Origin of the sequence: Pseudomonas mandelii (assembly GCF_024138395.1) — a bacterium.
Lineage (GTDB): Bacteria > Pseudomonadota > Gammaproteobacteria > Pseudomonadales > Pseudomonadaceae > Aquipseudomonas > Aquipseudomonas mandelii_E.
In genome coordinates, this window is the sequence record NZ_JAMYDU010000003.1 from 192,966 (window position 1) to 216,187 (window position 23,222).

At 60.7% G+C, this 23,222-nt stretch carries 18 protein-coding genes; 12 read left to right on the forward strand and 6 right to left on the reverse strand.

Annotated features, from left to right (window positions below):
- The first annotated feature begins 20 nt into the window (after positions 1-20).
- From NHU87_RS07125 to NHU87_RS07175, 11 genes are read left to right on the forward strand one after another with little or no spacing between them, the layout of a single operon-like run.
- The gene (locus tag NHU87_RS07125) at positions 21-599 is read left to right on the forward strand and encodes an outer membrane lipoprotein carrier protein LolA (RefSeq protein WP_253546921.1); all 579 of its coding nucleotides are present in this window, start codon (positions 21-23) and stop codon (positions 597-599) included.
- Positions 583-2,922, forward strand: coding sequence for an MMPL family transporter (locus tag NHU87_RS07130; protein ID WP_253546923.1), 2,340 nt, complete (start codon positions 583-585; stop codon positions 2,920-2,922). Before NHU87_RS07125 ends, NHU87_RS07130 begins: the two co-directional genes overlap by 17 nt.
- Positions 2,919-4,079: a sodium:proton antiporter gene (locus NHU87_RS07135; RefSeq protein WP_253546925.1), complete on the forward strand. Its 1,161-nt coding sequence runs from the start codon at positions 2,919-2,921 to the stop codon at positions 4,077-4,079. The genes NHU87_RS07130 and NHU87_RS07135 overlap by 4 nt, the downstream gene beginning before the upstream one ends.
- Entirely contained in the window at positions 4,066-5,313 is a 1,248-nt protein-coding gene (locus NHU87_RS07140; protein WP_253546927.1) for an NAD(P)/FAD-dependent oxidoreductase, read from the forward strand. The genes NHU87_RS07135 and NHU87_RS07140 overlap by 14 nt, the downstream gene beginning before the upstream one ends.
- Complete coding sequence (locus NHU87_RS07145; protein WP_253546929.1) at positions 5,310-6,035, forward strand: class I SAM-dependent methyltransferase; 726 nt, start codon at positions 5,310-5,312, stop codon at positions 6,033-6,035. The genes NHU87_RS07140 and NHU87_RS07145 overlap by 4 nt, the downstream gene beginning before the upstream one ends.
- Positions 6,035-6,517: a hypothetical protein gene (locus tag NHU87_RS07150; protein ID WP_253546931.1), complete on the forward strand. Its 483-nt coding sequence runs from the start codon at positions 6,035-6,037 to the stop codon at positions 6,515-6,517. The genes NHU87_RS07145 and NHU87_RS07150 overlap by 1 nt, the downstream gene beginning before the upstream one ends.
- Positions 6,514-7,722 carry a beta-ketoacyl-[acyl-carrier-protein] synthase family protein gene (locus tag NHU87_RS07155; protein ID WP_253546933.1) on the forward strand — a complete coding sequence of 403 codons (1,209 nt, stop codon included), beginning with the start codon at positions 6,514-6,516 and terminating at the stop codon, positions 7,720-7,722. The genes NHU87_RS07150 and NHU87_RS07155 overlap by 4 nt, the downstream gene beginning before the upstream one ends.
- Positions 7,719-8,177 carry a hotdog family protein gene (locus tag NHU87_RS07160; protein ID WP_253546935.1) on the forward strand — a complete coding sequence of 153 codons (459 nt, stop codon included), beginning with the start codon at positions 7,719-7,721 and terminating at the stop codon, positions 8,175-8,177. Before NHU87_RS07155 ends, NHU87_RS07160 begins: the two co-directional genes overlap by 4 nt.
- Positions 8,177-8,905: a 3-oxoacyl-ACP reductase FabG gene (gene fabG, locus NHU87_RS07165; protein WP_253546936.1), complete on the forward strand. Its 729-nt coding sequence runs from the start codon at positions 8,177-8,179 to the stop codon at positions 8,903-8,905. Before NHU87_RS07160 ends, fabG begins: the two co-directional genes overlap by 1 nt.
- A complete protein-coding gene (locus NHU87_RS07170) occupies positions 8,905-10,131 on the forward strand; it encodes a beta-ketoacyl-ACP synthase (RefSeq protein ID WP_253546938.1) in 1,227 nt (408 codons plus the stop codon). The genes fabG and NHU87_RS07170 overlap by 1 nt, the downstream gene beginning before the upstream one ends.
- 26 nt (positions 10,132-10,157) lie before the next feature.
- The gene (locus NHU87_RS07175) at positions 10,158-10,961 is read left to right on the forward strand and encodes a hypothetical protein (protein ID WP_253546940.1); all 804 of its coding nucleotides are present in this window, start codon (positions 10,158-10,160) and stop codon (positions 10,959-10,961) included.
- Between the two features lie 118 nt (positions 10,962-11,079).
- Here NHU87_RS07175 and NHU87_RS07180 read toward each other — a convergent pair whose 3' ends face one another.
- Positions 11,080-11,523 (reverse strand): DUF2846 domain-containing protein, encoded by a 444-nt coding sequence (locus NHU87_RS07180; protein WP_253546943.1) that lies wholly within the window; start codon positions 11,521-11,523, stop codon positions 11,080-11,082.
- 92 nt (positions 11,524-11,615) lie between these two features.
- Positions 11,616-12,509: a LysR family transcriptional regulator gene (locus tag NHU87_RS07185; protein WP_253546945.1), complete on the reverse strand. Its 894-nt coding sequence runs from the start codon at positions 12,507-12,509 to the stop codon at positions 11,616-11,618.
- A 152-nt stretch (positions 12,510-12,661) separates the two neighbouring features.
- On the opposite strand from NHU87_RS07185, the gene NHU87_RS07190 reads away from it, so the two are divergent.
- A complete protein-coding gene (locus tag NHU87_RS07190) occupies positions 12,662-13,903 on the forward strand; it encodes an MFS transporter (RefSeq protein ID WP_437180823.1) in 1,242 nt (413 codons plus the stop codon).
- A 181-nt stretch (positions 13,904-14,084) separates the two neighbouring features.
- Here the strand turns inward: NHU87_RS07190 and hemE are convergent, their stop codons facing one another.
- The 4 genes from hemE to NHU87_RS07210 form a co-directional block, all read right to left on the reverse strand.
- Complete coding sequence (gene hemE / locus NHU87_RS07195) at positions 14,085-15,152, reverse strand: uroporphyrinogen decarboxylase (protein ID WP_253546949.1); 1,068 nt, start codon at positions 15,150-15,152, stop codon at positions 14,085-14,087.
- A 227-nt stretch (positions 15,153-15,379) separates the two neighbouring features.
- Positions 15,380-16,798 (reverse strand): FAD-dependent oxidoreductase, encoded by a 1,419-nt coding sequence (locus tag NHU87_RS07200; protein WP_253546951.1) that lies wholly within the window; start codon positions 16,796-16,798, stop codon positions 15,380-15,382.
- 33 nt (positions 16,799-16,831) lie between these two features.
- Positions 16,832-21,277 carry a glutamate synthase large subunit gene (gene gltB / locus NHU87_RS07205; RefSeq protein ID WP_253546953.1) on the reverse strand — a complete coding sequence of 1,482 codons (4,446 nt, stop codon included), beginning with the start codon at positions 21,275-21,277 and terminating at the stop codon, positions 16,832-16,834.
- Positions 21,278-21,626: 349 nt separating this feature from the next.
- On the reverse strand, positions 21,627-23,213 hold the full coding sequence (locus tag NHU87_RS07210; RefSeq protein WP_253546955.1) for an SPOR domain-containing protein: 1,587 nt from the start codon (positions 23,211-23,213) through the stop codon (positions 21,627-21,629).
- Positions 23,214-23,222: the final 9 nt, after the last annotated feature.

The window sequence follows — 23,222 nt, forward strand, 5'->3', positions numbered from 1 at the left end:
GCGGGCTCGGCAGCTGCTACATGTTTGTGGTGGCGCTGGGTTTTTCTTCATTGGCGCAGGCTTTTGATTTGCAGCAGTTGAGCGATCAACTGGCCAAACCCGATGTGATCCACGGCAGCTTCATCCAGGAAAAACACCTGCGCGCCCTGCCCCAGCCGCTGACCAGCAAGGGCACCTTCGTTCTGGCAAAAAACCATGGTTTGCTCTGGCTGCTGAAAACGCCGCTGCAACAGGACTACCGCATCAGCGACAAAGGCATTGCCCGGCGTGATGCCAGCGGCTGGCAAATGCTGCCGAACAAGAGTGCCGGCGCCGAACAGAACCGTTTGTTCCTCGCGGTGCTGCAAGGCGACAGCAGTGGCCTGCAACGGGATTTCGAGCTTTCGCTGAGCGGCGATGCACAGAACTGGAAGCTGACCCTGACCCCGCGCTCGATGCTGCTCAAGCAAGTGTTCAATCAGATCAACATCGACGGCGGCGAACTGGTGCACAGCATCGAGCTGCTCGAAACCCAGGGTGACCGAACCCTGTTGCGCATGCAGGACAGCACTAGCGCACAACCTTTGAGCGATGCGGAGCAACATGACTTTGCCGAGTGAACGGATGCTCCCACGGCTGTTTCTGATCCTGCTGCTGGCGGTGCTCGCGCTCGCCGGCTGGCAATGGCGTGACGGTGCACCGCTGTCGGCCAACCTGATGGAACTGGTGCCAGGCACCGCACCGGACGCGCTCGAACTGCGCGCCGAACAACGCATGCAAGAACCGCTGAACCGGGAAATGCTGGTGTTGGTCGGCCATACAGACCGCCAGCAAGCCATCGCCATGGCGCAAAAACTCGGCGAGCAGTGGCAGGCCAGCGGCGTCTTCGAAAAGGTCCAGTGGAACCTGCAAGCCGACTTGCCGGCGCTGCGTACGCAATTGCTGCAAGGCCGGCTGGCGATGCTGTCGGCGGCCGACCGACAACAACTCATCGAGCACCCCGACGCTTTTATTCAGCAACGGGTACAAGCCCTGTTCGACCCGTTCACTGGCTTCAGCCTGGTGCCGAGCCAGGACGACTGGCTCGGCCTGACCGGGCGCATTCAGAACAGCCAGCCACAGCATGGTTCGGTGCAACTGGACATCGGCAGCGGTGCGCTGGTCGCCGATGCCGACGGCAAGAGTTGGGTGATGCTGCGGGCGCGAACCGCCGGCAATGCGTTCGACATGAACCTGCCGCTGCAAGTGGCTGACCTGCTCCAGCACAGTCGCGAAGAAGCCGCCCAGGCCGATGTGCAACTACTCGCCGCCAGTGGCTTGCTGTATGCCGCCAGCGGTCAACGGCAAGCCGCTCGCGAAATGACTTGGGTCGGCGGCGGCGCCACGGTCGGGATTCTGTTGCTGCTGTTACTGGCCTTTCGGCGTTGGCGGGTATTGTTGGCATTCGTCCCGGTGCTGGTGGGCATGCTGTTCGGCGCGGTGGCTTGCGTGGCGATGTTCGGTCACATGCATGTGATGACGCTGGTTTTGGGCTCCAGCTTGATCGGCGTGGCGGTGGATTACCCACTGCATTACCTTTCGAAAAGCTGGAGCCTGAAACCCTGGCACAGCTGGCCGGCGTTACGCCTGACCCTGCCGGGGCTGACGCTGAGCCTGATCACCAGTTGCATTGGCTACCTGGCTCTAGCCTGGACGCCGTTTCCGGCCCTGACCCAAATTGCCGTGTTCTCCGCTGCCGGCCTGGTGGGCGCCTATCTGTCGGCAGTGTGCCTGTTGCCGGCGCTGCTCAAGGGTGTGGATCTGCGGCCGGCGCAATTGCCGATGCGCATCGCCGAGAAGTTGCTGGAGTTGCGTGAATCGCTGCTGAAATACTTGCGCACGCCGGTACTGCTGGCATTGCTGATCGCCTTCTGTGTCGGCGGTCTGTTGCAGCTGCAGAGCAAAAACGATATTCGCCAATGGGTCGGCACGCCGCAGCAACTGACTGACGAAGCCCAGACCATCGCACGCATCACCGGCTATCAACCTACCAGCCAGTTTTTCCTGGTGCGCGCGGCCAATCAGCAAGAGTTGCTCGAACGCCAAGCAGCCCTGAGCGAACGTCTGGATCAGTTGGTCAATCTGGAAAAACTTCAGGGCTATCTGTCGCTCAATCAACTGGTCAGCCCACCGAGCGAACAGCGCAAAGTGCGTGAAGCACTGAACAAGCTGCCGCAGTTCTGGCAACCGCTGCTCGCCCTCGGCGTGCCGGCCACCGCGTTGCAGGCCGAGTTGGCAACGTTGCGGGCGCTGCCCACCGAAGACATCGACGCAGCGCTGGCCGGCCCATTGGCGGAACCCTATCGCACGCTGTGGCTGGGGCCGACCGATGACGGTGTGGCTGCAATGGTCAGCCTGCAAGGCTTGAACAATCCCACGCTGTTGCGGGTCCAGGCGCTGGACTTGCCGGGTGTGGAACTTGTGGACCGCCTCGGCGAACTGAACCAGGTGTTCGCCGACACTCAAATCAGCGCCGCCGAACTGAAACTCGCTTCCTGCGTGTTGATCGTGCTGGTGCTGATCCTGCCATTCGGTTTCGGTGGCGCACTGCGAATTGTCTCGCTGCCGTTGCTCGCGGCCCTGTGCAGTCTGGCAAGCCTCGGTTGGCTCGGTCAGCCGTTGACGCTGTTCAGCCTGTTCGGTCTGCTGTTGGTGACGGCGATTAGCGTCGATTACGCGATCCTCATGCGCGAACAGATCGGTGGTGCTGCGGCGAGCCTTCTGGGCACCTTGCTGGCAGCGGTGACCACTTGGCTGTCGTTTGGCCTGCTGGCGGTGTCGAGCACGCCTGCGGTGAGCAACTTCGGCCTGTCGGTGAGCCTCGGCCTGGCGTTCAGTTTCATCCTGGCGCCGTGGGCCGGACGCCAAGTCCATGCCGCCCCGGTCGTGGAGCCGGCAGCATGATGGTCGCCGTGTTCTGGGCGATGGCCCTGGTGTTGTTCGCCGTGGCCACCCGTATCGGTCGTCATTTCGGTCTGATTCCGATTGTCAGCCAGTTGTTGTTGGCGACCTTCGGCCTGCCGTTGCTGATGTACTTCTGGATCGAACCGGGCTGGCACCTGAGCGGTGCCGACCTGATCTCTCCGGACTGGCTGAAGAACCTCTACAGTTTGAGTTTTGCTTTGCTATTGGGGCACATCCTCAGCGACGTGATCGACCTGCGGCTGGAACGCCAGAGCCTGAAAATCGCCCTGCCGAGTTTCTGCATTCCGTTTGCCTGCGGGCTGGCGACGGCGGTCTGGCTGTTGCCACCGCAGCCGTGGATCAGCTCGCTGGCGGTCGGTCTGCTGTTCGCCATCACCGCGATTCCGGTGTTGTATCTGTACTTGCGACACATCAACTACCCGCCGGCTGCCACCCGACGGCTGGTGCAGACCGCGATCCTGATCGACCTGATCTGCTGGACCCTGTTCGCGTTCGCCCAGGGCAGCCTGCACCTGAGCAGCCTCTTGCTGCCGCTGGCCGGCGCCTGCCTGCCATTGTTGCTGCGACTGCTCGGGTTGCACCAACCGTTGCTGCACAGCGGCTGCTTCTTCGCGCTGCTGGTGGTCGCCGAACACTTCAAACTCAATGCGCTGATTTTCGGTATCGGCTATCTGCTGTGCATGTCCGCGCTCAAGGTGCCATTGGTGCTGCCATTGTCGGCGGCGTGGATGAGCCGTTTGCAAACCTGGATCGCCATCCCGCTGATCCTCACGTTCGGCATCGTGCAGATCAACGTGCACAGCGCCATCGACAGTCTCAGCGGCGTTCACCTGGCGGCGCTCCTGCTGTTGCCGATTGCCAGCAAACTGTTGGGCAACTGGCTGGGCCTTGGCTGGGCCGGCGTCTCGTTTGAAGGTGCCAGCCGCTGGCGGGAAAGTGTTTTGCTGAATATTCGCGGCTTGAGTGAGATCGTCTTTCTCAACCTGCTGCTGCAACAACAGCTCATCAGCCCGGCGTTGTACTTCGCGCTGATGCTGATGGGCCTGATCGCAACCCTGCTGCCGGCACTGGCCGGCATGCACCGAATCCCTTTGAACATCGCCGCCCCGGCAAGGAGCACCCGTGCCAACAGTTGAAATGGAACGTCGTCAGGTACTGGTAATCGGCGCCGGCCCCTCGGGCGCCATCGCCGCCGCGCTGCTCAAGCGTAAAGGTCATGATGTGCTGATGATCGAGCGCCAGCATTTCCCACGATTTTCCATCGGTGAAAGCCTGCTGTCCCACTGCCTGGATTTCGTCGAAGAAGCCGGCATGCTCGAGGCGGTCAATGCTGCTGGTTTCCAGCGCAAAAACGGCGCAGCGTTCGCTTGGGGCGATCAGTACAGCACCTTCGATTTCGGCGACACATTCACCAACGGCAAGCCGACGACGTTCCAGGTCCAGCGCGCCGACTTCGACAAGCTACTGGCCGATCAGGCTGAGTTGCAGGGTGTCGATGTCCGTTATGGCGAAGCTATCGTCAGCGCCGATTTCAGCCTGCCGAAACCGCAGCTCGATGTGCTTCGCGAAGACGGCAGCCAATACCGCGTCGAGGCCGACTTCGTGCTCGATGCCAGCGGCTACGGTCGCGTGCTGCCGCGCTTGCTGGACCTTGAAGCACCGTCGAACTTCCCGGTGCGCCAGGCTGTGTTCACCCACGTCGAAGACTGTATCGACAACCCGGCTTTCGACCGGGAGAAAATCCTCATCACTACCCATCCGACCCAGCGCGATATCTGGTTCTGGACCATCCCGTTCAGCAACGGCCGTTGCTCGGTTGGCGTAGTGGCGGCCGCCGAACACTTCGAAGGCCGCACCGAGAATCTCGACGATTGCCTGCGCGGCTTCATCGCTGAAACCCCAAGCCTGGCCGGTGTGCTGAACAATGCCGTGTGGGATACGCCCGCGCGGACCATCGGCGGTTACTCGGCCAACGTCAAAACCCTGCACGGCCAAGGTTTCGCCCTGCTGGGCAATGCGGCGGAATTTCTCGACCCGGTGTTCTCCTCCGGAGTGACCATCGCCATGCGTTCGGCGAGCATGGCCGCCGGGGTGCTGCATCGCCAACTGCAAGGTGAAAGCGTCGACTGGCAGACCGAGTTCGCCGAACCGCTCAAGCGCGGCGTCGACACCTTCCGTTGCTACGTCGAAGGCTGGTATGCCGGGACCTTTCAGGATGTGATTTTCTATCAGGGCGGCGCAGCGGAAATCCGCCGCATGATCAGCTCGATCCTCGCGGGTTACGCCTGGGATGAACGCAACCCGTTTGTCAGCGAACCCAAACGTCGACTGCGGATGATCTCGGACCTGTGCGCACAGGATCCGACATGAGTTACTTGAGCGACAACTACGTCGAAGAGACCCGTTTCGGTTTCTGGTTCCTGCGCAGTCACACCTGGCAGCACCATGTATTGCGAGTGGCGATCAATGATTTGCGCGACCTGTTCAGCGCGCCATTGCCCGACAACCCGGTATTGCTGGATGCCGGTTGCGGCCAGGGCAAATCGTTCCAGTACCTGCGCCAGACCTTCGCGCCTCAGCGCCTGATCGGCCTGGACGCCGACCCGCACAGCCTGAACCTGAGCGGCGAAGAAGCGGCTCGTCAGGGCATGGATGTAGAGCTGATCGGCAGTGACTGCGCGAGCATCAAAGTGCCGGACGCCAGTGTCGATCTGCTGTTCTGTCACCAGACCTTCCATCACCTTGTCGAGCAGGATCAGGCCCTGGCCGAGTTCTATCGAGTACTGAAGCCGGGCGGCTATTTGCTGTTCGCCGAGTCTACCGAGGCTTACATTGATACATGGGTGATTCGCTGGCTGTTCCGCCACCCGATGCACGTGCAGAAGAGCGCCGCCGGCTACCTGGACATGATTCGTCGGCAGGGTTTTGAATTCGGCCCGCAGAACGTGTCTTACCCTTACTTGTGGTGGAGTCGCGCCAAGGATTTCGGCCTGCTCGAACGCTTCGGCCTGCGCCAGCCCAAAATCTTTGGCCAACGGGAAGAAACCCTGGTCAACGTAGTCGCGCGCAAGCCTCTTGAAGGGTGTGCCTGATGATTCGTTTCCTGCTCCTCGGTTGTGTACTGTTGCTGAGCGCTTGCGCCAGTCAGGCACCGCTGCCCGAGCGAACCCCGAACCTGGCGTTGCCGCTGCAACTGCACATCGAACGGCAGATGGCCGAACAGCGTCAGGACTGGCTGCTGGTGATCCAGCGTGAAGGCCCGGGCATTCGCTGGTCGATGATGGACCCCTTGGGGATTCCCGTGGCACGGCAGAAACTGATCGATGGCCAATGGCAGGCCGACGGTCTGCTGCCGCCCAATCCGGAAGCCCGGGAGCTGTTCGCCGCCTTGTTGTTTGCGTTGACCCCTGCGGGCGAATTGCATCGCAACTATCCCGCTGCCCGGCAGGATGGCGGGCAGCGATCCCTGCCACCGCGCTGGAACATCCGCTATTCACAACCACTGAGCTTTGAATTGAACGTGTCCCAAGGTCCGCACTATCGCGTCACCCCGTTAGGCGAGCACACGCCATGACGGCTTATCTGAATGCCCTCGGGGTGATCTGCGCCCTGGGCCGCGACAAGCAGGAAGTCGCCCGCAACCTGTTTGCCGGCGATTGCTCGGGCATGCGCAACGAGGCCGGCTGGGTGGTGGGACGCACGCTGCCGGTCGCGGCGGTGCGGGGTGAGTTGGCGCCGATTCCGGCTGAACTGGCGCAGCAAAGCAGTCGCAACAATCAGTTGCTGCTGGAGGCTGCGCTGCAAATTCGCGAAGACATCGAGCAAGCGATCCAGACCTACGGCCGCGACCGTATTGGCGTCATTCTGGGCACCAGCACCTCGGGCATCGACGAGGCCAGCCAAGGTCTGGCCCATTACATCCGAGAGCATCAGTTCCCCGCCGACTATGACTATCAGCAACAGGAACTCGGCGCGCCGGCTACGTTTCTCGCCGACTGGCTGCAGTTGAGCGGCCCGGCCTATGTGATTTCCACCGCCTGCACCTCCAGCGCCCGCGCGTTGATGAGTGCCCAACGACTGCTCGAACTGGGTATGTGCGACGCTGTGTTGTGCGGCGGTGTCGACAGTTTGTGCAAGTTGACGCTCAATGGTTTCTCGGCCCTGGAAGCGGTGTCCGAGCAGCGCTGCAATCCGTTTTCAGCCAACCGCAACGGCATCAATATCGGCGAAGCGGCGGTGCTGTTTCTGATGAGCAAAAATGCCGGTAACCGCCAACCGATTGCCCTGCTCGGCAGTGGCGCCAGTTCCGATGCACACCATATTTCCGCGCCGGAGCCGACCGGCCGTGGTGCCCTGCAAGCGATGCGCAAAGCCTTGAGCCGCGCGGGCCTGCAACCGCAGCAAATCGGTTATCTGAACCTGCACGGCACCGCCACCCAACACAACGACGCCATGGAAAGTCTGGCGGTGACGACACTGTTCCCGCAAGGCGTGCCCTGTTCATCGACCAAACCGATGACCGGCCATACCCTCGGCGCTGCCGGTGCCTTGGAAGCGGCGTTCTGCTGGTTGAGCCTGAGCGCGGACAACCACGCTTACAATAACGAGCATGCCCTGCCGCCCCACATCTGGGACGGCCAGCCCGACCCCGAATTGCCGGCCCTGCATTGGGTGACCCCGACCGACCACCTGACGTCCACTGCACCTCGCTACCTGATGAGCAATTCCTTCGCCTTCGGTGGCAATAACGTCAGCCTGATTATCGGAGACGCCCCATGATTACCTGGCCGCTCGCCGAACTGCTGCCGCATGCTGGCGACATGATACTCATCGAACAGATCCTGTCGTTCGATGAGGATCAGATTCATACCCGACTCATCGTCAAACCCGGCGGTCTGTTCAATCGCCCCGACGGCAGCCTGCCGGCCTGGGTCGGCATCGAGCTGATGGCACAGAGCGTCGCCGCGTATGCCGGCTGCCATGCGCGTCAGAAAGGCAATGCAGTGGAACTGGGTTTCCTGCTCGGCACCCGTAAATTCGAATGCAATGTGGAACATTTCCCCGCCGGCACCGAGTTGACCATTCATGGGATACGCTCGCTGGAAGACGACAACGGCATGGGTGTGTTCGAATGCCACCTCACCGCCCCCGGCATCCACGCCACCGCCCGGCTGAACGTGTTTCGCCCGCCTCAGGCCGCGCAATATCTTCATGAACCCCAAGGAGTCGAGTGATGACTGAATCCGTACTGGTCACCGGCTCCAGCCGTGGTATCGGCCGCGCCATTGCATTGCGTCTGGCCCGGGCCGGGCATGACATCGTGCTGCACTGCCGCAGCGGCCTCGCGGACGCCGAAGCCGTCAAGGCCGAAATCGAGGCTCTGGGCCGCAACGCTCGCATCCTGCAATTCGACGTGTCCGACCGCGCCCGTTGCAAAGCTATTCTTGAAGCCGATGTCGAAACCCACGGCGCCTATTATGGCGTGGTGCTCAACGCCGGCCTGACCCGCGACGGTGCTTTCCCGGCCCTGAGCGAGGAGGATTGGGATTTGGTGATGCGCACCAATCTCGACGGTTTCTACAACGTGCTGCACCCGGTAATGATGCCGATGATCCGTCGTCGCGCCGCCGGGCGGATTGTCTGCATCACTTCGGTTTCCGGGTTGATCGGCAATCGCGGGCAGGTCAATTACAGCGCGTCCAAGGCCGGTTTGATCGGCGCTGCCAAGGCGCTGGCGATCGAACTGGGCAAGCGCAAAATCACTGTTAACTGTGTTGCACCCGGCCTGATCGACACAGCGATGCTCGATGAAAATGTGCCGGTGGAAGAACTGATGAAAATGATCCCCGCGCAACGCATGGGCACCCCGGAAGAAGTGGCTGGTGCGGTGAATTTCCTGATGTCGGCGGAAGCGTCGTACATCACCCGGCAGGTTCTGGCCGTCAATGGAGGCCTGTGCTGATGAAGCGCGTCGTCGTCACCGGCATGGCCGGCATCACCTCACTGGGCAGCGACTGGGACACCATCGCCGGCAACTTCGCGGCCAACCGCAGCGGCATCCGCCGCATGGACGAGTGGGATCGTTTTACCGAACTCAACACGCGCCTGGCCGGGCCGATCGATGACTTCAAAGTGCCAAGCCACTGGACCCGCAAGCAACTGCGCAGCATGGGCCGCGTCTCGCGCCTGGCCGTGGGCGCGGCTGAACAGGCCCTGGCGGACGCCGGGCTGCTCGGTGACGAATCGATCAAGGATGGGCGCATGGGTGTTTCCTGCGGTTCGTCCACCGGCAGCACCGACGAGATCAAGGCGTTTGGCAAAATGCTGCTCAACTCAGTGGCCGAAGGCCTGAACGCCAACTCCTACGTGCGGATGATGCCGCACACCACAGCGGCGAATATCAGCATCTTCTTCGGCCTCACCGGCCGACTGATCCCGACCTCCAGTGCCTGCACCAGCGGCAGCCAGGGCATCGGTTATGCCTATGAATCGATCAAGTTCGGCCGCCTGCCGCTGATGCTAGCCGGCGGCGCCGAAGAGCTGTGCCCGACCGAAGCCATGGTGTTCGATGCGCTCTACGCCACCAGCCTGAAAAACGATGCCCCGCAAACCAGCCCTCGCCCTTATGACACCGGCCGCGATGGTCTGGTGATCGGCGAAGGCGGCGGCATGCTGGTACTCGAAGAGCTTGAACACGCCCTGGCGCGCGGCGCACATATCCACGCCGAGATCGTCGGTTTCGGCAGCAATGCCGACGGTCAGCACGCCACCCGTCCCGAGCAGCTCACCATGCGCCGAGCCATGGAACTCGCCCTGGAAGACGCCGGGATTGAACCGACCGCCATCGGTTATGTAAATGGTCACGGCACCGCTACAGAACAGGGCGACATTGCCGAAACACTGGCTACCAGCAGTTTGTTCGGCGAACACATGCCGATCAGTTCGCAGAAAAGTTTCCTCGGCCACACCCTGGGAGCCTGCGGCGCGCTGGAGTCCTGGTTCAGCATCGAAATGATGAACCGCGACCGGTATGTGCACACCTTCAACCTCGATGAGGTCGATCCACAGTGCGGCAAGCTCGACTACCTGCGCGGTGAATTCCGGCAGATGAGCAACCAGTACGTGATGAACAACAATTTCGCTTTTGGTGGGGTCAACACCTCGTTGATTTTCCGCCGCTGGCACTGACCTGAACCACTTATGGAGTGAAAGGAATGACTCAGTTTCACCGCATCCTTGCCTTGCTGGCCCTGGCTTTTGTACTGGGCGGCTGCACCAGCAAGCCGGTGTACAACGCCAAGGAAGACTTTTCCGCCGACCTGGGCTTTACCCAGTCGCAGATGAGCCGTGCCATCGTTACCGCCCTGAATGACCGCCAATGGGTCGTGCAATCGGTACGTCCGGGCATGATCAAGGCCGCCATCACCGTACGTGGCCGGCACCACGCCGAAGTCGATATTCCGTTCACCCCGACCTCGTTCGGGATCGACTATCGCAGCAGCTACGGCCTGGACTACAAGGACGGCAAGATTCACGGCAATTACAACCGCTGGGTCAACAAACTGCGTGACAACGTGCTCAAGGAGCTGAACTTCGATTCGAACATCGAATACGTCAACAACCTGGGCATCATCAAACAAGGCGCCGAAGAGCCGACGTACCTGAGTTTCCGCGAAGGCGTAAAACGTGCCACCGATGCCGGCCTGCTGGACGGCAGCGTCAAGTTCTACCTGGCCGGCGAATCCTTGCCCAAGCAAGTGCGCAAGCTCGATACCGTGAGCAGCAGCCGCAAGACCAACGGCGCTAACAAGTCCGATCAGGATGCCTGCTTCTGGGCCCTGCAATCAGCCCTGGCGACCTTGCAGGACGCGGCGAAGAAAGCCGATGCCAATGCGGTGATCAACATTGCCAGCGTCGACAACCGCGACCTGTACAAAGACACCGAGAAGTTCCAGTGCCGCGCCGGGCTGGTGGTGTCCAGCGTAGCGTTGCGCGGTGATTTGGCGCACGTTGATTGAAGCCAGTAGTCCGAAAATGACAAAGGGCGCCTCTCGGTCCTTCCGCGTTTGTGCGAATCTGGTGCTGGTTCAGTGAACGGTACGACCCCTGCACCAGGCGCAGGGGCCGTCCATACCCTTACTGAGCTTGAATCAACTTGCTTTCAGCGACGCCAGCGCGGCCTGTTTTTTCGTCAACGACTTGCAGGTTGTTACGCGCCTTGATGAAACCGACTTTCACTTCCTGCCAGACAAAGTAGTTTTTGCCGGCTTCTGCGGTGAGTTTCAGTTCCGAGTCGTTTTCCGCCGAAGACACCAGGGTCTGCTGGCCGGCCGGGACGGCTAACATCAGATAGGACTTGGCAACTGTCTGACCTACAGGCTTGCCATTGAGGGTCACCGGCATTTTCACCCCGGCGCCCATGCTCTCGTTGCGATAAACGTAGATATTGGCTTTGTCGGGGCTCACCTGGAACGTCTTTGCTTGAGCGTCCTGGGTTTCATCAGCCATTTTTACCGAAGCACAACCACCGGTCAGAGCAATCAATGCGAGCAATGCGGTGAACGTTAACTGCTTGAACATCCTGTATCTCCATAGTTTGTGATGAGTCCAATGACGGTATCGGCCGATACGATAAAAGAGCTAGGGCTGCGTCCAAGAAAAACCTTGAAGCCCTATGACGTCAGCTTACGCGTCAACAACTCCACAAACGCCTTGGCCATCGGCGACTTCTGATCCTTGCGTTGCACCAGCCACACTGCCGACACCGCTTCCGGATCCAGCAACGGGCGATAGACCACGCCATCAATACGCATCCGTTGATACGACGCCGGCAACACCGATACCCCCAAACCTGCCGCCACCAGCCCAATGATGGTCATCGCCTCACCAGCCTCTTGGGCAAAGTGCGGGCTGAACCCGGCATCCCGCGCCAGGCTAAGCAGTTGGGCATACAGACCGCTGCCATAGCTACGTGGGAAAAATACGAAGGGTTCGAGGGCCAGCGCCGAGAGGAACAAACCGTCTTCGCTACCGCTCACCAGCGGGTGCTTGGAGCTGAGCACCGCCACCAGCGGCTCGCGCATCAGTTCCACCACGCTGAGGGAATCCGGCAAACCCAGCGGCCGCATGATCCCGACTTCGATTGATTCGTCCACCAATGCATCGGCCACTTGGGTGCTGCTCATTTCCCGCAGGTGAAGGTGCACCGCCGGGAAACGCTGGCGGAACGAAAAGATCGCCTGGGGAATGGTCGAGTTGAAGGGTGCCGATGAGGTGAAGCCGATCTTCAACTCGCCCAACTCTCCGAGTTGGGCCCGCCGTGCCACATCCGCCGCTTTGTCGACTTGGGTCAGCACCAATCGCGCCTCCTCCAGAAACAGCCGACCGGCCTCACTGAGTTCTACGCGACGATTGGTCCGTTCGAATAACCGCGCGCCGACCTCCTGCTCCAGCGCCTGAATCTGCTGGCTCAGGGGTGGTTGCGAGATGCCCAGCACCTGGGCGGCGCGGCCGAAATGCAGTTCTTCGGCAACGGCGATGAAGTAGCGCAGGTGGCGCAATTCCATGAAAACTCCATTAGGTCGTAAAACATATCAAACAGGTCGAACAATATATTGGATTGAATCATTAGGCAGCTATATGATTTTTTCATTGCCTGACCGGCTGTGCCCCTCCGAGGTCCGAAGTGAAAATTGCTGTCGCCCCACTCGCCCATGAAATTCCGCCCGCCGCGCGGGACGATGTCGTCGCCGAGCTAAGCGAGATCTATATCGAAAAAGGCACGCCGATGTTCATGCGCACGGTGCTGGCGTTGTTCTCCGGCGGCTTCGCGACCTTTGCCCTGCTCTACTGCGTGCAGCCGATGATGCCGTTGCTGTCCCACGAGTTTTCCATCAACGCGGCCCAGAGCAGCCTGATCCTGTCGGTCGCCACCGGCATGCTCGCCATCGGCTTGCTGATCACCGGCCCCATCTCTGATCGCATCGGACGTAAACCGGTGATGGTCGCCGCACTGTTCGCCGCAGCGCTGTGCACCATGGCCAGCGCGATGATCCCGAGCTGGCAAGGCGTGCTGGTGATGCGGGCGTTGGTGGGGCTGTCGTTGAGCGGTCTGGCGGCGGTCGCCATGACGTATCTGAGTGAAGAGATCCACCCGCAGCACCTTGGCCTGGCCATGGGCTTGTACATCGGTGGCAATGCCATCGGCGGCATGTGTGGACGGTTGATTGTCGGGGTATTGATCGACTTCGTCAGCTGGCACACGGCGATGCTGGTCATCGGTGGCCTGGCGCTGATTGCCGCAGCGGTGTTCTGGAAGATCCTTCCCGAGTCGCGCAACTTCCGCTCGCGCTCGCTGCATCCGCGCAGCCTTCTCGACGGCTTCACCATGCACTTTCGCGACGCCGGCCTACCGCTGCTGTTCCTCGAAGCTTTTGTGCTGATGGGTGCGTTCGTCACGCTGTTCAACTACATCGGTTATCGCCTGCTGGCCGAGCCGTATCACATGGATCAGGCGTTCGTCGGGCTGCTTTCAGTGGTGTACCTGTCGGGCATCTACAGCTCGGCGAAAATCGGCGCCCTGGCCGACCAGCTCGGCCGGCGCAAAGTGCTCTGGGCGACCATTGTGCTCATGCTCGCGGGAATCGCCCTGACCATGTTCACGCCGCTACCCTTGGTGATTCTTGGCATGCTGATCTTTACCTTCGGCTTCTTCGGTGCGCATTCGGTGGCCAGTAGCTGGATTGGTCGTCGTGCGATCAAGGCCAGAGGACAGGCGTCATCGCTGTACCTGTTCAGCTATTACGCCGGGTCGAGTATCGCGGGTACGGCGGGCGGTGTGGCCTGGCATTTGGGTGGCTGGAACGGGATCGGGTTGTTTATTGGCGGGTTGTTGGTGATTGCGTTGTTGGTGGCGTTGAAGCTGGCGAAGTTGCCACCGTTGGGCGATGTGAAGGCCTGACACAAAACCTTGTGGGAGCGGGCTTGCCCGCGATAGCGATGGTCGGCCCAGCACATGTGCTGTATGAGATGACGCCATCGCGGGCAAGCCCGCTCCCACAATGAACTGCATCCACTGCTCATTTTCTGAACCACAAACAAAAACGCCCGGCATAAGCCGGGCGTTTTTTATTGGGCCACGATTACTCGTGATACTGCGCCGACAGTTCATGCACCGCGCGCAGGAACGCACCAGCATGTTCTGGGTCGACTTCCGGCGTGATGCCATGGCCGAGGTTGAACACGTGGCCGCTGCCTTTGCCGTAGCTGGCGAGAATGCGAGCAACTTCGGCGCGAATGGCATCTGGCTTGGCGTAGAGCACGGTCGGGTCCATGTTGCCTTGCAGGGCGACTTTGCTGCCAACGCGTTGGCGGGCTTCGCCAATGTCGCAGGTCCAGTCCAGGCCCAGCGCATCCGCGCCGGCGTCAGCGATGCTTTCCAGCCACAGGCCGCCATTCTTGGTGAACAGGATGACCGGCACTTTGCGACCTTCGTGTTCGCGGATCAGGCCGCTGACGATTTTCCGCATGTAGGCCAGGGAGAATTCCTGGTAGGCCGCTGCGGAGAGGTTACCGCCCCAAGTGTCGAAGATCTGCACCGCTTGCGCGCCGGCCATGATCTGGCCGTTGAGGTAGCTGGTAACCGATTGCGCGAGCTTGTCCAGCAGCAGGTGCATGGCTTGCGGGTTGTCGTAAAGCATGGCTTTGGTCTTGCGGAAGTCTTTCGACGAGCCGCCTTCGACCATGTAGGTGGCCAGGGTCCATGGGCTGCCGGAGAAACCGATCAGCGGCACGCGACCGTTGAGTTCGCGACGGATGGTGCTGACCGCGTCCATGACGTAGCCGAGGTCTTTGTGCGGATCAGGAATCGGCAGGGCTTCGATGTCGGCCAGGGTACTGATGACTTTCTTGAAGCGCGGACCTTCACCGGTTTCGAAGTACAGGCCTTGGCCCATGGCATCGGGGATGGTCAGGATGTCGGAGAAGAGGATCGCCGCGTCCAGTTGCGGATAGCGGTCGAGCGGCTGCATCGTGACTTCGCAAGCGAACGCCGGGTTCATGCACAAGCTCATGAAGTCACCGGCCTTGGCGCGGCTGGCGCGGTATTCGGGCAGGTAGCGACCGGCCTGACGCATCATCCACACAGGGGTGACGTCCACGGGTTGCTTGAGCAGGGCGCGAAGGAAACGGTCGTTCTTCAGGGCAGTCATGTCGGCATCCGGAAAAAAAGTGCGGGCATTTTCTCAGAGCGCGACGCAAAAGGCACGGCAAGAGCCGTTCCTTTTGTCTATCGGGTCAATTTGTCGCGGTTTTCATCGGCTAGATCTGCGTTGATGCGACTGGCCTCTTCGCGGGCAAGCCTCGCTCCTACGGGTCCGGTGGCATTCCTGTAGGAGCGAGGCTTGCCCGCGAATGGAGCGACGCCGATCAAGCAGATTTACACGCCCAGGTAATCCAGGATCCCTTCAGCCGCATTGCGGCCTTCGAAGATCGCCGTTACCACCAGGTCAGAACCACGCACCATGTCGCCACCGGCGAAGATTTTCGGGTTGCTGGTCTGGTGCTTGTACTGGCCTTGTTCCGGCGCCACGACGCGGCCCTGGCTGTCGGTCTGGATGCTGAACTGCTCGAACCACGACGCCGGGCTTGGACGGAAACCGAAGGCGATGACCACGGCGTCGGCCGGGATGATCTCTTCGGAACCCGGGATCGGCTCGGGGCTGCGACGGCCACGGGCGTCCGGTTCGCCGAGACGGGTCTCGACCACCTTCACGCCTTCGACACGGTCTTCACCGACGATAGCGATCGGCTGGCGGTTGTAGAGGAATTTCACGCCTTCTTCCTTGGCGTTCTTCACCTCTTTGCGCGAGCCCGGCATGTTTGCTTCGTCACGACGATAGGCGCAGGTCACCGACTTGGCGCCCTGACGAATCGAAGTACGGTTGCAGTCCATCGCCGTGTCGCCACCGCCCAGTACCACGACCTTCTTGCCTTTCATGTCGACGAAATCTTCCGGCGACTTTTCAAAGCCCAGGTTGCGGTTGACGTTGGCAATCAGGAAGTCCAGTGCGTCATGCACGCCCGGCAGATCTTCACCGGCAAAGCCGCCCTTCATGTAGGTGTAGGTGCCCATGCCCATGAACACGGCATCGTATTCTTCGAGCAGTTGCTCGATGGTCACGTCCTTGCCGATTTCGGTGTTCAGGCGAAACTCGATGCCCATGCCGGTGAAGACTTCGCGGCGATTGCTCAGCACGGTCTTTTCCAGCTTGAACTCGGGGATCCCGAAGGTCAGCAGACCGCCGATTTCCGGGTTCTTGTCGAACACCACCGGGGTCACGCCGCCACGTACCAGCACGTCGGCACAGCCCAGGCCGGCAGGGCCCGCGCCAATTACCGCGACACGCTTGCCGGTCGGTTTGACCTTGGACATGTCCGGGCGCCAACCCATGGCGAACGCGGTGTCGGTGATGTACTTCTCCACCGAACCAATGGTCACCGCGCCAAAACCGTCGTTAAGAGTGCAGGCACCCTCGCACAGACGATCCTGAGGACAAACCCGGCCGCAGACTTCCGGCAGGGTGTTGGTCTGGTGCGACAGCTCGGCGGCCTGCAGGATGTTGCCCTCGGCCACCAGCTTCAGCCAGTTCGGAATGAAGTTGTGCACCGGGCACTTCCATTCGCAATACGGGTTACCGCAACCCAGGCAGCGGTGGGCCTGGTCGGCCGACTGCTGGGGTTTGAACGGTTCGTAGATTTCCACGAACTCTTTCTTGCGTTGACGCAACAGTTTCTTCTTCGGATCTTTGCGCCCGACATCGATGAACTGGAAGTCGTTATTCAGACGTTCAGCCATTGTTAAAACCTCATCAAACTCTTCAGGCGCATATCACTGCGGGTTGGCACGGGTGCTGGAAAGCAACGATTTCAGGTTGGCAGCCTTGGGCTTGACCAGCCAGAAACGACGCAGATAGTCATCGAGGTTTTCAGCGAGGTTACGACCCCACTCGCTGTCGGTTTCCTCGACGTATTCGTTCAGCACGCGTTGCAAGTGGCTGCGATAGGCTTCCATCGCCTCACCGCTGATCCGCTGGATTTCCACCAGTTCGTGGTTGACCCGGTCAACGAAGGTGTTGTCCTGGTCGAGCACGTAGGCGAAACCGCCGGTCATGCCTGAGCCGAAGTTGTAACCGGTCTTGCCCAGCACGCAGACGAAACCACCGGTCATGTACTCGCAGCAGTGATCGCCAGTGCCTTCCACCACAGTGTGAGCACCGGAGTTACGCACCGCGAAACGCTCGCCCGCGGTACCGGCGGCGAACAGCTTGCCCCCGGTGGCGCCATACAGGCAGGTGTTGCCGATAATGGCGCTGTCCTGAGTCTTGTAGATGCTGCCCTTCGGCGGAACGATGACCAGCTTGCCGCCGGTCATGCCTTTGCCGACGTAGTCGTTGGCATCGCCTTCCAGGTACATGTTCAGGCCGCCGGCGTTCCACACACCGAAGCTCTGACCCGCCGTGCCTTTGAAGCGGAAGGTAATCGGCGCGTTGGCCATGCCCTGGTTGCCATGTTTGCGAGCAATTTCACCGGAGATCCGTGCGCCGATGGAACGGTCGCAGTTGCAGATATCCAGGGCGAAATCGGCGCCGCTCATGTCGTTGATGGCTGAGGTGGCCAGGTCGACCATTTTCTCGGCCAGCAGGCCTTTGTCGAACGGCGGGTTGCGGTCGACCTGGCAGAACTGAGGCTTGTCCGCCGGGATGTGATCGCTGCCGAGCAACGGGGTCAGGTCCAGGTGGTTCTGCTTGGCGGTCTGGCCTTCGAGGATTTCCAGCAGATCGGTGCGACCGATCAGCTCTTCGAGGGAGCGCACGCCCAGCTTGGCCAGCCACTCACGGGTTTCTTCGGCGACGTAGGTGAAGAAATTCACCACCATGTCGACGGTACCGATGTAGTGATCCTTGCGCAGTTTCTCGTTCTGAGTCGCGACGCCGGTGGCGCAGTTGTTCAGGTGGCAGATGCGCAGGTATTTGCAGCCCAGGGCGATCATTGGCGCGGTACCGAAGCCGAAGCTTTCAGCGCCGAGGATCGCTGCCTTGATCACGTCGAGGCCGGTTTTCAGGCCGCCGTCGGTCTGCACCCGGACCTTGCCGCGCAGGTCATTGCCGCGCAGGGTCTGGTGGGTTTCGGCCAGGCCGAGTTCCCACGGTGCGCCCGCGTACTTGATCGAGGTCAGCGGCGATGCACCGGTGCCGCCGTCGTAGCCGGAGATGGTGATCAAGTCCGCGTAGGCCTTGGCCACACCGGCAGCGATGGTGCCGACGCCGGCTTCTGCCACCAGCTTCACCGAGACCAATGCCTTCGGGTTGACTTGTTTCAAGTCGAAAATCAGCTGCGACAAGTCTTCGATCGAATAGATGTCGTGGTGCGGCGGAGGCGAAATCAGGGTCACGCCCGGCACTGCGTAACGCAGCTTGGCGATCAGACCGTTGACCTTGCCGCCCGGCAACTGACCACCTTCGCCCGGCTTGGCGCCCTGAGCGACCTTGATCTGCAGCACTTCTGCGTTGACCAGGTATTCCGGGGTCACACCGAAACGGCCAGTGGCGACTTGCTTGATTTTCGAGCTCTTGATGGTGCCGTAGCGCGCCGGGTCTTCGCCGCCTTCGCCGGAGTTGGAACGCGCGCCGAGGCGGTTCATGGCTTCGGCCAGGGCTTCGTGAGCTTCCGGCGACAATGCGCCCAAAGAGATGCCCGCGGAGTCGAAGCGCTTGAGCACCGATTCCAGCGGTTCGATCTCGCTGATGTCCAGCGGCGTATCCAGAGTCTTGACCTTGAACAGGTCGCGGATCATCGACACCGGACGGTTGTCCACCAGCGCCGTGTATTCCTTGAACTTGCTGTAGTCGCCCTGCTGCACAGCGGCTTGCAGGGTACTGACCACGTCCGGGTTGTAGGCGTGATATTCGCCACCGTGGACGAACTTCAGCAGGCCGCCTTGCTGGATCGGCTTACGCGGGCTCCAGGCTTCGGCCGCCAAGGCTTTCTGCTCGGCTTCGATGTCGATGAAACGCGCGCCCTTGATGCGGCTTGGCACGCCACGGAAGCTCAGATCGCAGACTTCTTCGGACAGGCCGATCGCCTCGAACAGTTGCGCACCGCGATAAGAGGTGATGGTGGAGATGCCCATCTTCGACAGGATCTTCAGCAGGCCTTTGGTGATGCCTTTACGGTAGTTCTTGAACACCTCATAGAGGTCGCCCAACACTTCTCCGGTTCGGATCAGGTCGCCCAGCACTTCGTAGGCCAGGAACGGATAAACGGCAGAAGCGCCGAAACCGATCAACACCGCGAAGTGGTGCGGATCGCGCGCAGTGGCGGTCTCGACCAGAATGTTGGAGTCGCAACGCAGGCCTTTTTCGGTCAGGCGATGATGCACCGCGCCGGTAGCGAGCGAAGCGTGGATCGGCAACTTGCCCGGGGCGATGTGACGGTCGCTCAGTACAATCTGGGTGCGACCGGAGCGAACGGCTTCTTCAGCCTGATCGGCGACATTGCGCACCGCAGCTTCGAGGCCGACGCTCTCGTCGTAGTTGAGGTCAATGATCTGACGCTCGAAGCCTGGGCGGTCGAGGTTCATCAGCGAGCGCCACTTGGCCGGGGAAATGACCGGCGAACTGAGGATCACGCGCGAGGCATGTTCCGGCGACTCCTGGAAGATATTGCGCTCGGCGCCGAGGCAGACTTCCAGCGACATGACGATCGCTTCGCGCAGCGGGTCGATCGGCGGGTTGGTCACCTGCGCGAACTGCTGACGGAAATAGTCGTACGGCGTGCGCACGCGCTGAGACAGCACGGCCATCGGCGTATCGTCGCCCATCGAGCCGACGGCTTCGTAGCCTTGTTCCCCGAGCGGACGCAGCACCTGGTCGCGCTCTTCGAAAGTGACCTGGTACATCTTCATGTACTGCTTGAGCTGATCGACGTCGTAGAAAGCCGAACCGTGATCGTTGTCTTCCATGGTCGACTGGATGCGCAGGGCATTCTTGCGCAGCCATTGCTTGTATGGATGACGGGACTTCAAGCGGTTGTCGATGGCATCGGTGTCGAGGATCTGACCGGTTTCGGTGTCCACGGCAAAGATCTGGCCAGGTCCCACACGACCCTTGGCGATCACGTCTTCGGGCTGGTAGTTCCAGACACCGATTTCCGAGGCCAGGGTAATGAAGCCGTTTTTGGTGGTGACCCAACGCGCCGGACGCAGACCGTTACGGTCGAGCAGGCACACCGCGTAACGACCGTCAGTCATTACCACGCCAGCCGGGCCGTCCCACGGCTCCATGTGCATCGAGTTGTATTCGTAGAACGCACGCAGGTCCGGGTCCATGGTTTCGACATTCTGCCACGCAGGCGGAATGATCATCCGCACGCCACGGAACAGGTCGATGCCACCGGTGACCATCAGCTCGAGCATGTTATCCATGCTGGAAGAATCGGAACCGACACGGTTCACCAACGGACCAAGTTCTTCCAGATCCATCAGATCATTGGTGAACTTGGTGCGACGGGCCTGAGCCCAGTTGCGGTTGCCGGTGATGGTGTTGATCTCGCCGTTGTGGGCGAGGAAGCGGAACGGCTGAGCCAGCGGCCATTTCGGCAAGGTGTTGGTGGAGAAGCGCTGGTGGAACACGCAGATTGCGGTTTGCAGGCGCTGGTCGCTCAGGTCTGGATAGAAGGCGGTCAAATCCGCCGGCATCATCAGGCCTTTATAAATGATGGTCTTGTGGGAAAAGCTGCAGATGTAGTGATCGACGTCGGCGGCGTTGGCCACGGACGAACGACGACGGGCGCTGAACAGCTTGATCGCCATGTCCTGATCGCTCAGGCCTTCACCACCGATGAACACTTGTTCGATCTGCGGCAAGCGCTCGAGGGCCAGGCGGCCGAGGACGCTGGTGTCGATCGGCACTTTGCGCCAACCGACCAGCTGCAGGCCTTCGGACAGAATCTCGCGGTTCATGTTCTCGCGAGCGGCTTCGGCTTTGACCGGATCCTGGTTGAAGAAGACCATGCCCACAGCGTATTGCTTGGGCATTTCGACGCCGAAGGTTTCCTGGGCAATCGCACGCAGGAACACATCCGGCTTTTGAATCAGCAGACCGCAACCGTCACCGGTTTTGCCGTCGGCGTTGATCCCACCGCGGTGGGTCATGCAGGTCAGGGCCTCAATGGCCGTTTGCAAAAGGGTATGACTGGGCTCGCCCTGCATATGGGCTATCAGGCCGAAACCGCAGTTATCCTTGAATTCATCTGGTTGGTACAGACCTGCTTTCATAGACACTTTCTCACCAGGCTGCCTCTTATCGAGACAAATTTCTTTTCAATTCAGCCAGTTACCATCCACGCCGAACGTACGCCAGCTTTGCGGGGGCAAAAGGGAGGTCATTGTACACACCGACACTGAGGCTCACAAATTTGACGACGAACTGTCGCAAATCTATGTCGCATTTGTGAAAGGTTTAAAGCGATATGCTGTGCTAGTCAAAACTTTTTTAATTTTGACCGCAACGACTCAAAGACCACTGTGACGCAGACACCACAAGGCACGCGCCCTTGCGGGCAGCGCGCACTTGCAGAAATTTTGAGGTGCTTGGAGAGGCGGTCTGGGTAAGGCCGCCGAATCTTCAGCGAGTTGTTGCCAGTTCCTGTTGGACGCTGGCGACAGTGCGAGGCCAAGGTTTACCAGCCTGAACCTTCGCTGGCAAGGCCTTGATGGCGGTAAGGGCTGCATCGCGGTTGGCGAAGTTACCGTAGGTGATGACGTAAAGCGGCTTGCCGTTGAGTACTTTCTTGAAATAACGGTACTCGCCACCCTGCTCTTTGACGAAGCTCTGGGCGGCCGATTCGGAGCTAGTGCCGAGGATTTGCACCACGTAGTTACCCGGTGCCTGGCCTGCGTACCAGCTGCCACCGGCGGCTTTGGCCACGGTGACTGGTTTCTCGGCAGGTTTGGCGGCGGCGACCGGCTTGGCGGGCGCTGGAGCCGGTTTGGTTACAGGTGCAGGCGCTGGCTTGGCGGTCGCGACCTGAGTCGGCGCTGGAACCGGTTTGGCGGCAGGCGTTGGTGCCGGGCCCGGCTGGATGCCGACAGGCGGCGCAGTGGTAGTCACGGTTGGCGGTGTCGCGCTGGAACCTTCAACCGGCACACCGTCGTCGCCTTCGGTGATACCACCGGCGGCTTCGGCCAACGGACCACGCATCACCGGTTGCGAGTTGCCGACCAGTGGCAATGGCATTGGCTGCGAATTACCGGCGAATTCCACGGCGGGAGCGCCATTGCTATCAGGTTGTGGCGTGCCCTGGCCCAGCGGCAGTTGTGCCTGTTCATTGGCAGGTGCGCCGGTGGTCGGTGCTTTGCTGCGACCCGGCATCAACCAGGCGGCGGCTACCGCGACCACGACTACGGCGGAAATCGCCAATACGTGTTTCTTCGGCATGTTGAACCCCATACTTGGACGCTTGACCGCTGAGCGGCTGGCAATCATGGCTTCGATCATTGCATCGCGGGCGACCTGATTGATGTTGCCAGGCCAACCGTCGGAGCTTTCGTGAATATCAGAGATCTGATCCGCGGTGAAAAGTTCGATACCCCGACCGGCGCCTTCTAGACGCTGCTCCAGATATTCGCGGGTTTCTTCTTCGGTATAAGGCTGCAATTCGATAACGTGGAAACGCTCTTCCTCGAGGCTCAGCGCGTCAAGCTGAGCAATCAGCGAGGATTCGCCAAACAGGAACACGTGCGGGCGACCTTCCGGCGCACCCGCGGCCAAAGCCAGCAAGGCTTCCAATGCGGATTCGTCGAGTTGCTCGGCATCATCCACCAGCAAATAGACTTCCTGCCCCGTGAGGGCAAGCTGTACTACTTGAGCCAGGATCGCGCCGATTTCGGCCTGTTCGACGTTTAGCGCCTGAGCCACCTGACGCAACACACCAGCGGCATCGCCGGCGCCACGGGCAGAAACCACCACGCTCTGCACTGACTGTTTGTTGGTGCTGGCCACCAGGGCCTGACGCAACAGGGTTTTGCCACTGCCTTGGGGGCCAGTGACCACCAGCAATAACTGGCTGTAACGGGCCAGATGATGCAGTTGCCCCAGCACCGGTTTGCGCTGGGCCGGGAAAAATTTGAAGCCAGGCACCCGTGGAGCGAAAGGGTCATGACTTAACTGGTAATGGCCGAGGAAAGCCTCGTCGGCATGCAAACTAGTCATCGGGATCTT

Bases quoted from the DNA above. Each gene is read 5' to 3' on its own strand.
- NHU87_RS07200 (WP_253546951.1), bottom strand. From the start codon at position 16,798: ATGGCTGAACGTCTGAATAACGACTTCCAGTTCATCGATGTCGGGCGC.
- NHU87_RS07170 (WP_253546938.1), top strand. From the start codon at position 8,905: ATGAAGCGCGTCGTCGTCACCGGCATGGCCGGCATCACCTCACTGGGC.
- hemE (WP_253546949.1), bottom strand. From the start codon at position 15,152: ATGACTGCCCTGAAGAACGACCGTTTCCTTCGCGCCCTGCTCAAGCAA.
- NHU87_RS07155 (WP_253546933.1), top strand. From the start codon at position 6,514: ATGACGGCTTATCTGAATGCCCTCGGGGTGATCTGCGCCCTGGGCCGC.
- NHU87_RS07180 (WP_253546943.1), bottom strand. From the start codon at position 11,523: ATGTTCAAGCAGTTAACGTTCACCGCATTGCTCGCATTGATTGCTCTG.
- gltB (WP_253546953.1), bottom strand. From the start codon at position 21,277: ATGAAAGCAGGTCTGTACCAACCAGATGAATTCAAGGATAACTGCGGT.
- NHU87_RS07150 (WP_253546931.1), top strand. From the start codon at position 6,035: ATGATTCGTTTCCTGCTCCTCGGTTGTGTACTGTTGCTGAGCGCTTGC.
- NHU87_RS07135 (WP_253546925.1), top strand. From the start codon at position 2,919: ATGATGGTCGCCGTGTTCTGGGCGATGGCCCTGGTGTTGTTCGCCGTG.
- NHU87_RS07130 (WP_253546923.1), top strand. From the start codon at position 583: ATGACTTTGCCGAGTGAACGGATGCTCCCACGGCTGTTTCTGATCCTG.
- NHU87_RS07185 (WP_253546945.1), bottom strand. From the start codon at position 12,509: ATGGAATTGCGCCACCTGCGCTACTTCATCGCCGTTGCCGAAGAACTG.
- NHU87_RS07145 (WP_253546929.1), top strand. From the start codon at position 5,310: ATGAGTTACTTGAGCGACAACTACGTCGAAGAGACCCGTTTCGGTTTC.
- NHU87_RS07125 (WP_253546921.1), top strand. From the start codon at position 21: ATGTTTGTGGTGGCGCTGGGTTTTTCTTCATTGGCGCAGGCTTTTGAT.
- fabG (WP_253546936.1), top strand. From the start codon at position 8,177: ATGACTGAATCCGTACTGGTCACCGGCTCCAGCCGTGGTATCGGCCGC.
- NHU87_RS07160 (WP_253546935.1), top strand. From the start codon at position 7,719: ATGATTACCTGGCCGCTCGCCGAACTGCTGCCGCATGCTGGCGACATG.
- NHU87_RS07175 (WP_253546940.1), top strand. From the start codon at position 10,158: ATGACTCAGTTTCACCGCATCCTTGCCTTGCTGGCCCTGGCTTTTGTA.
- NHU87_RS07210 (WP_253546955.1), bottom strand. From the start codon at position 23,213: ATGACTAGTTTGCATGCCGACGAGGCTTTCCTCGGCCATTACCAGTTA.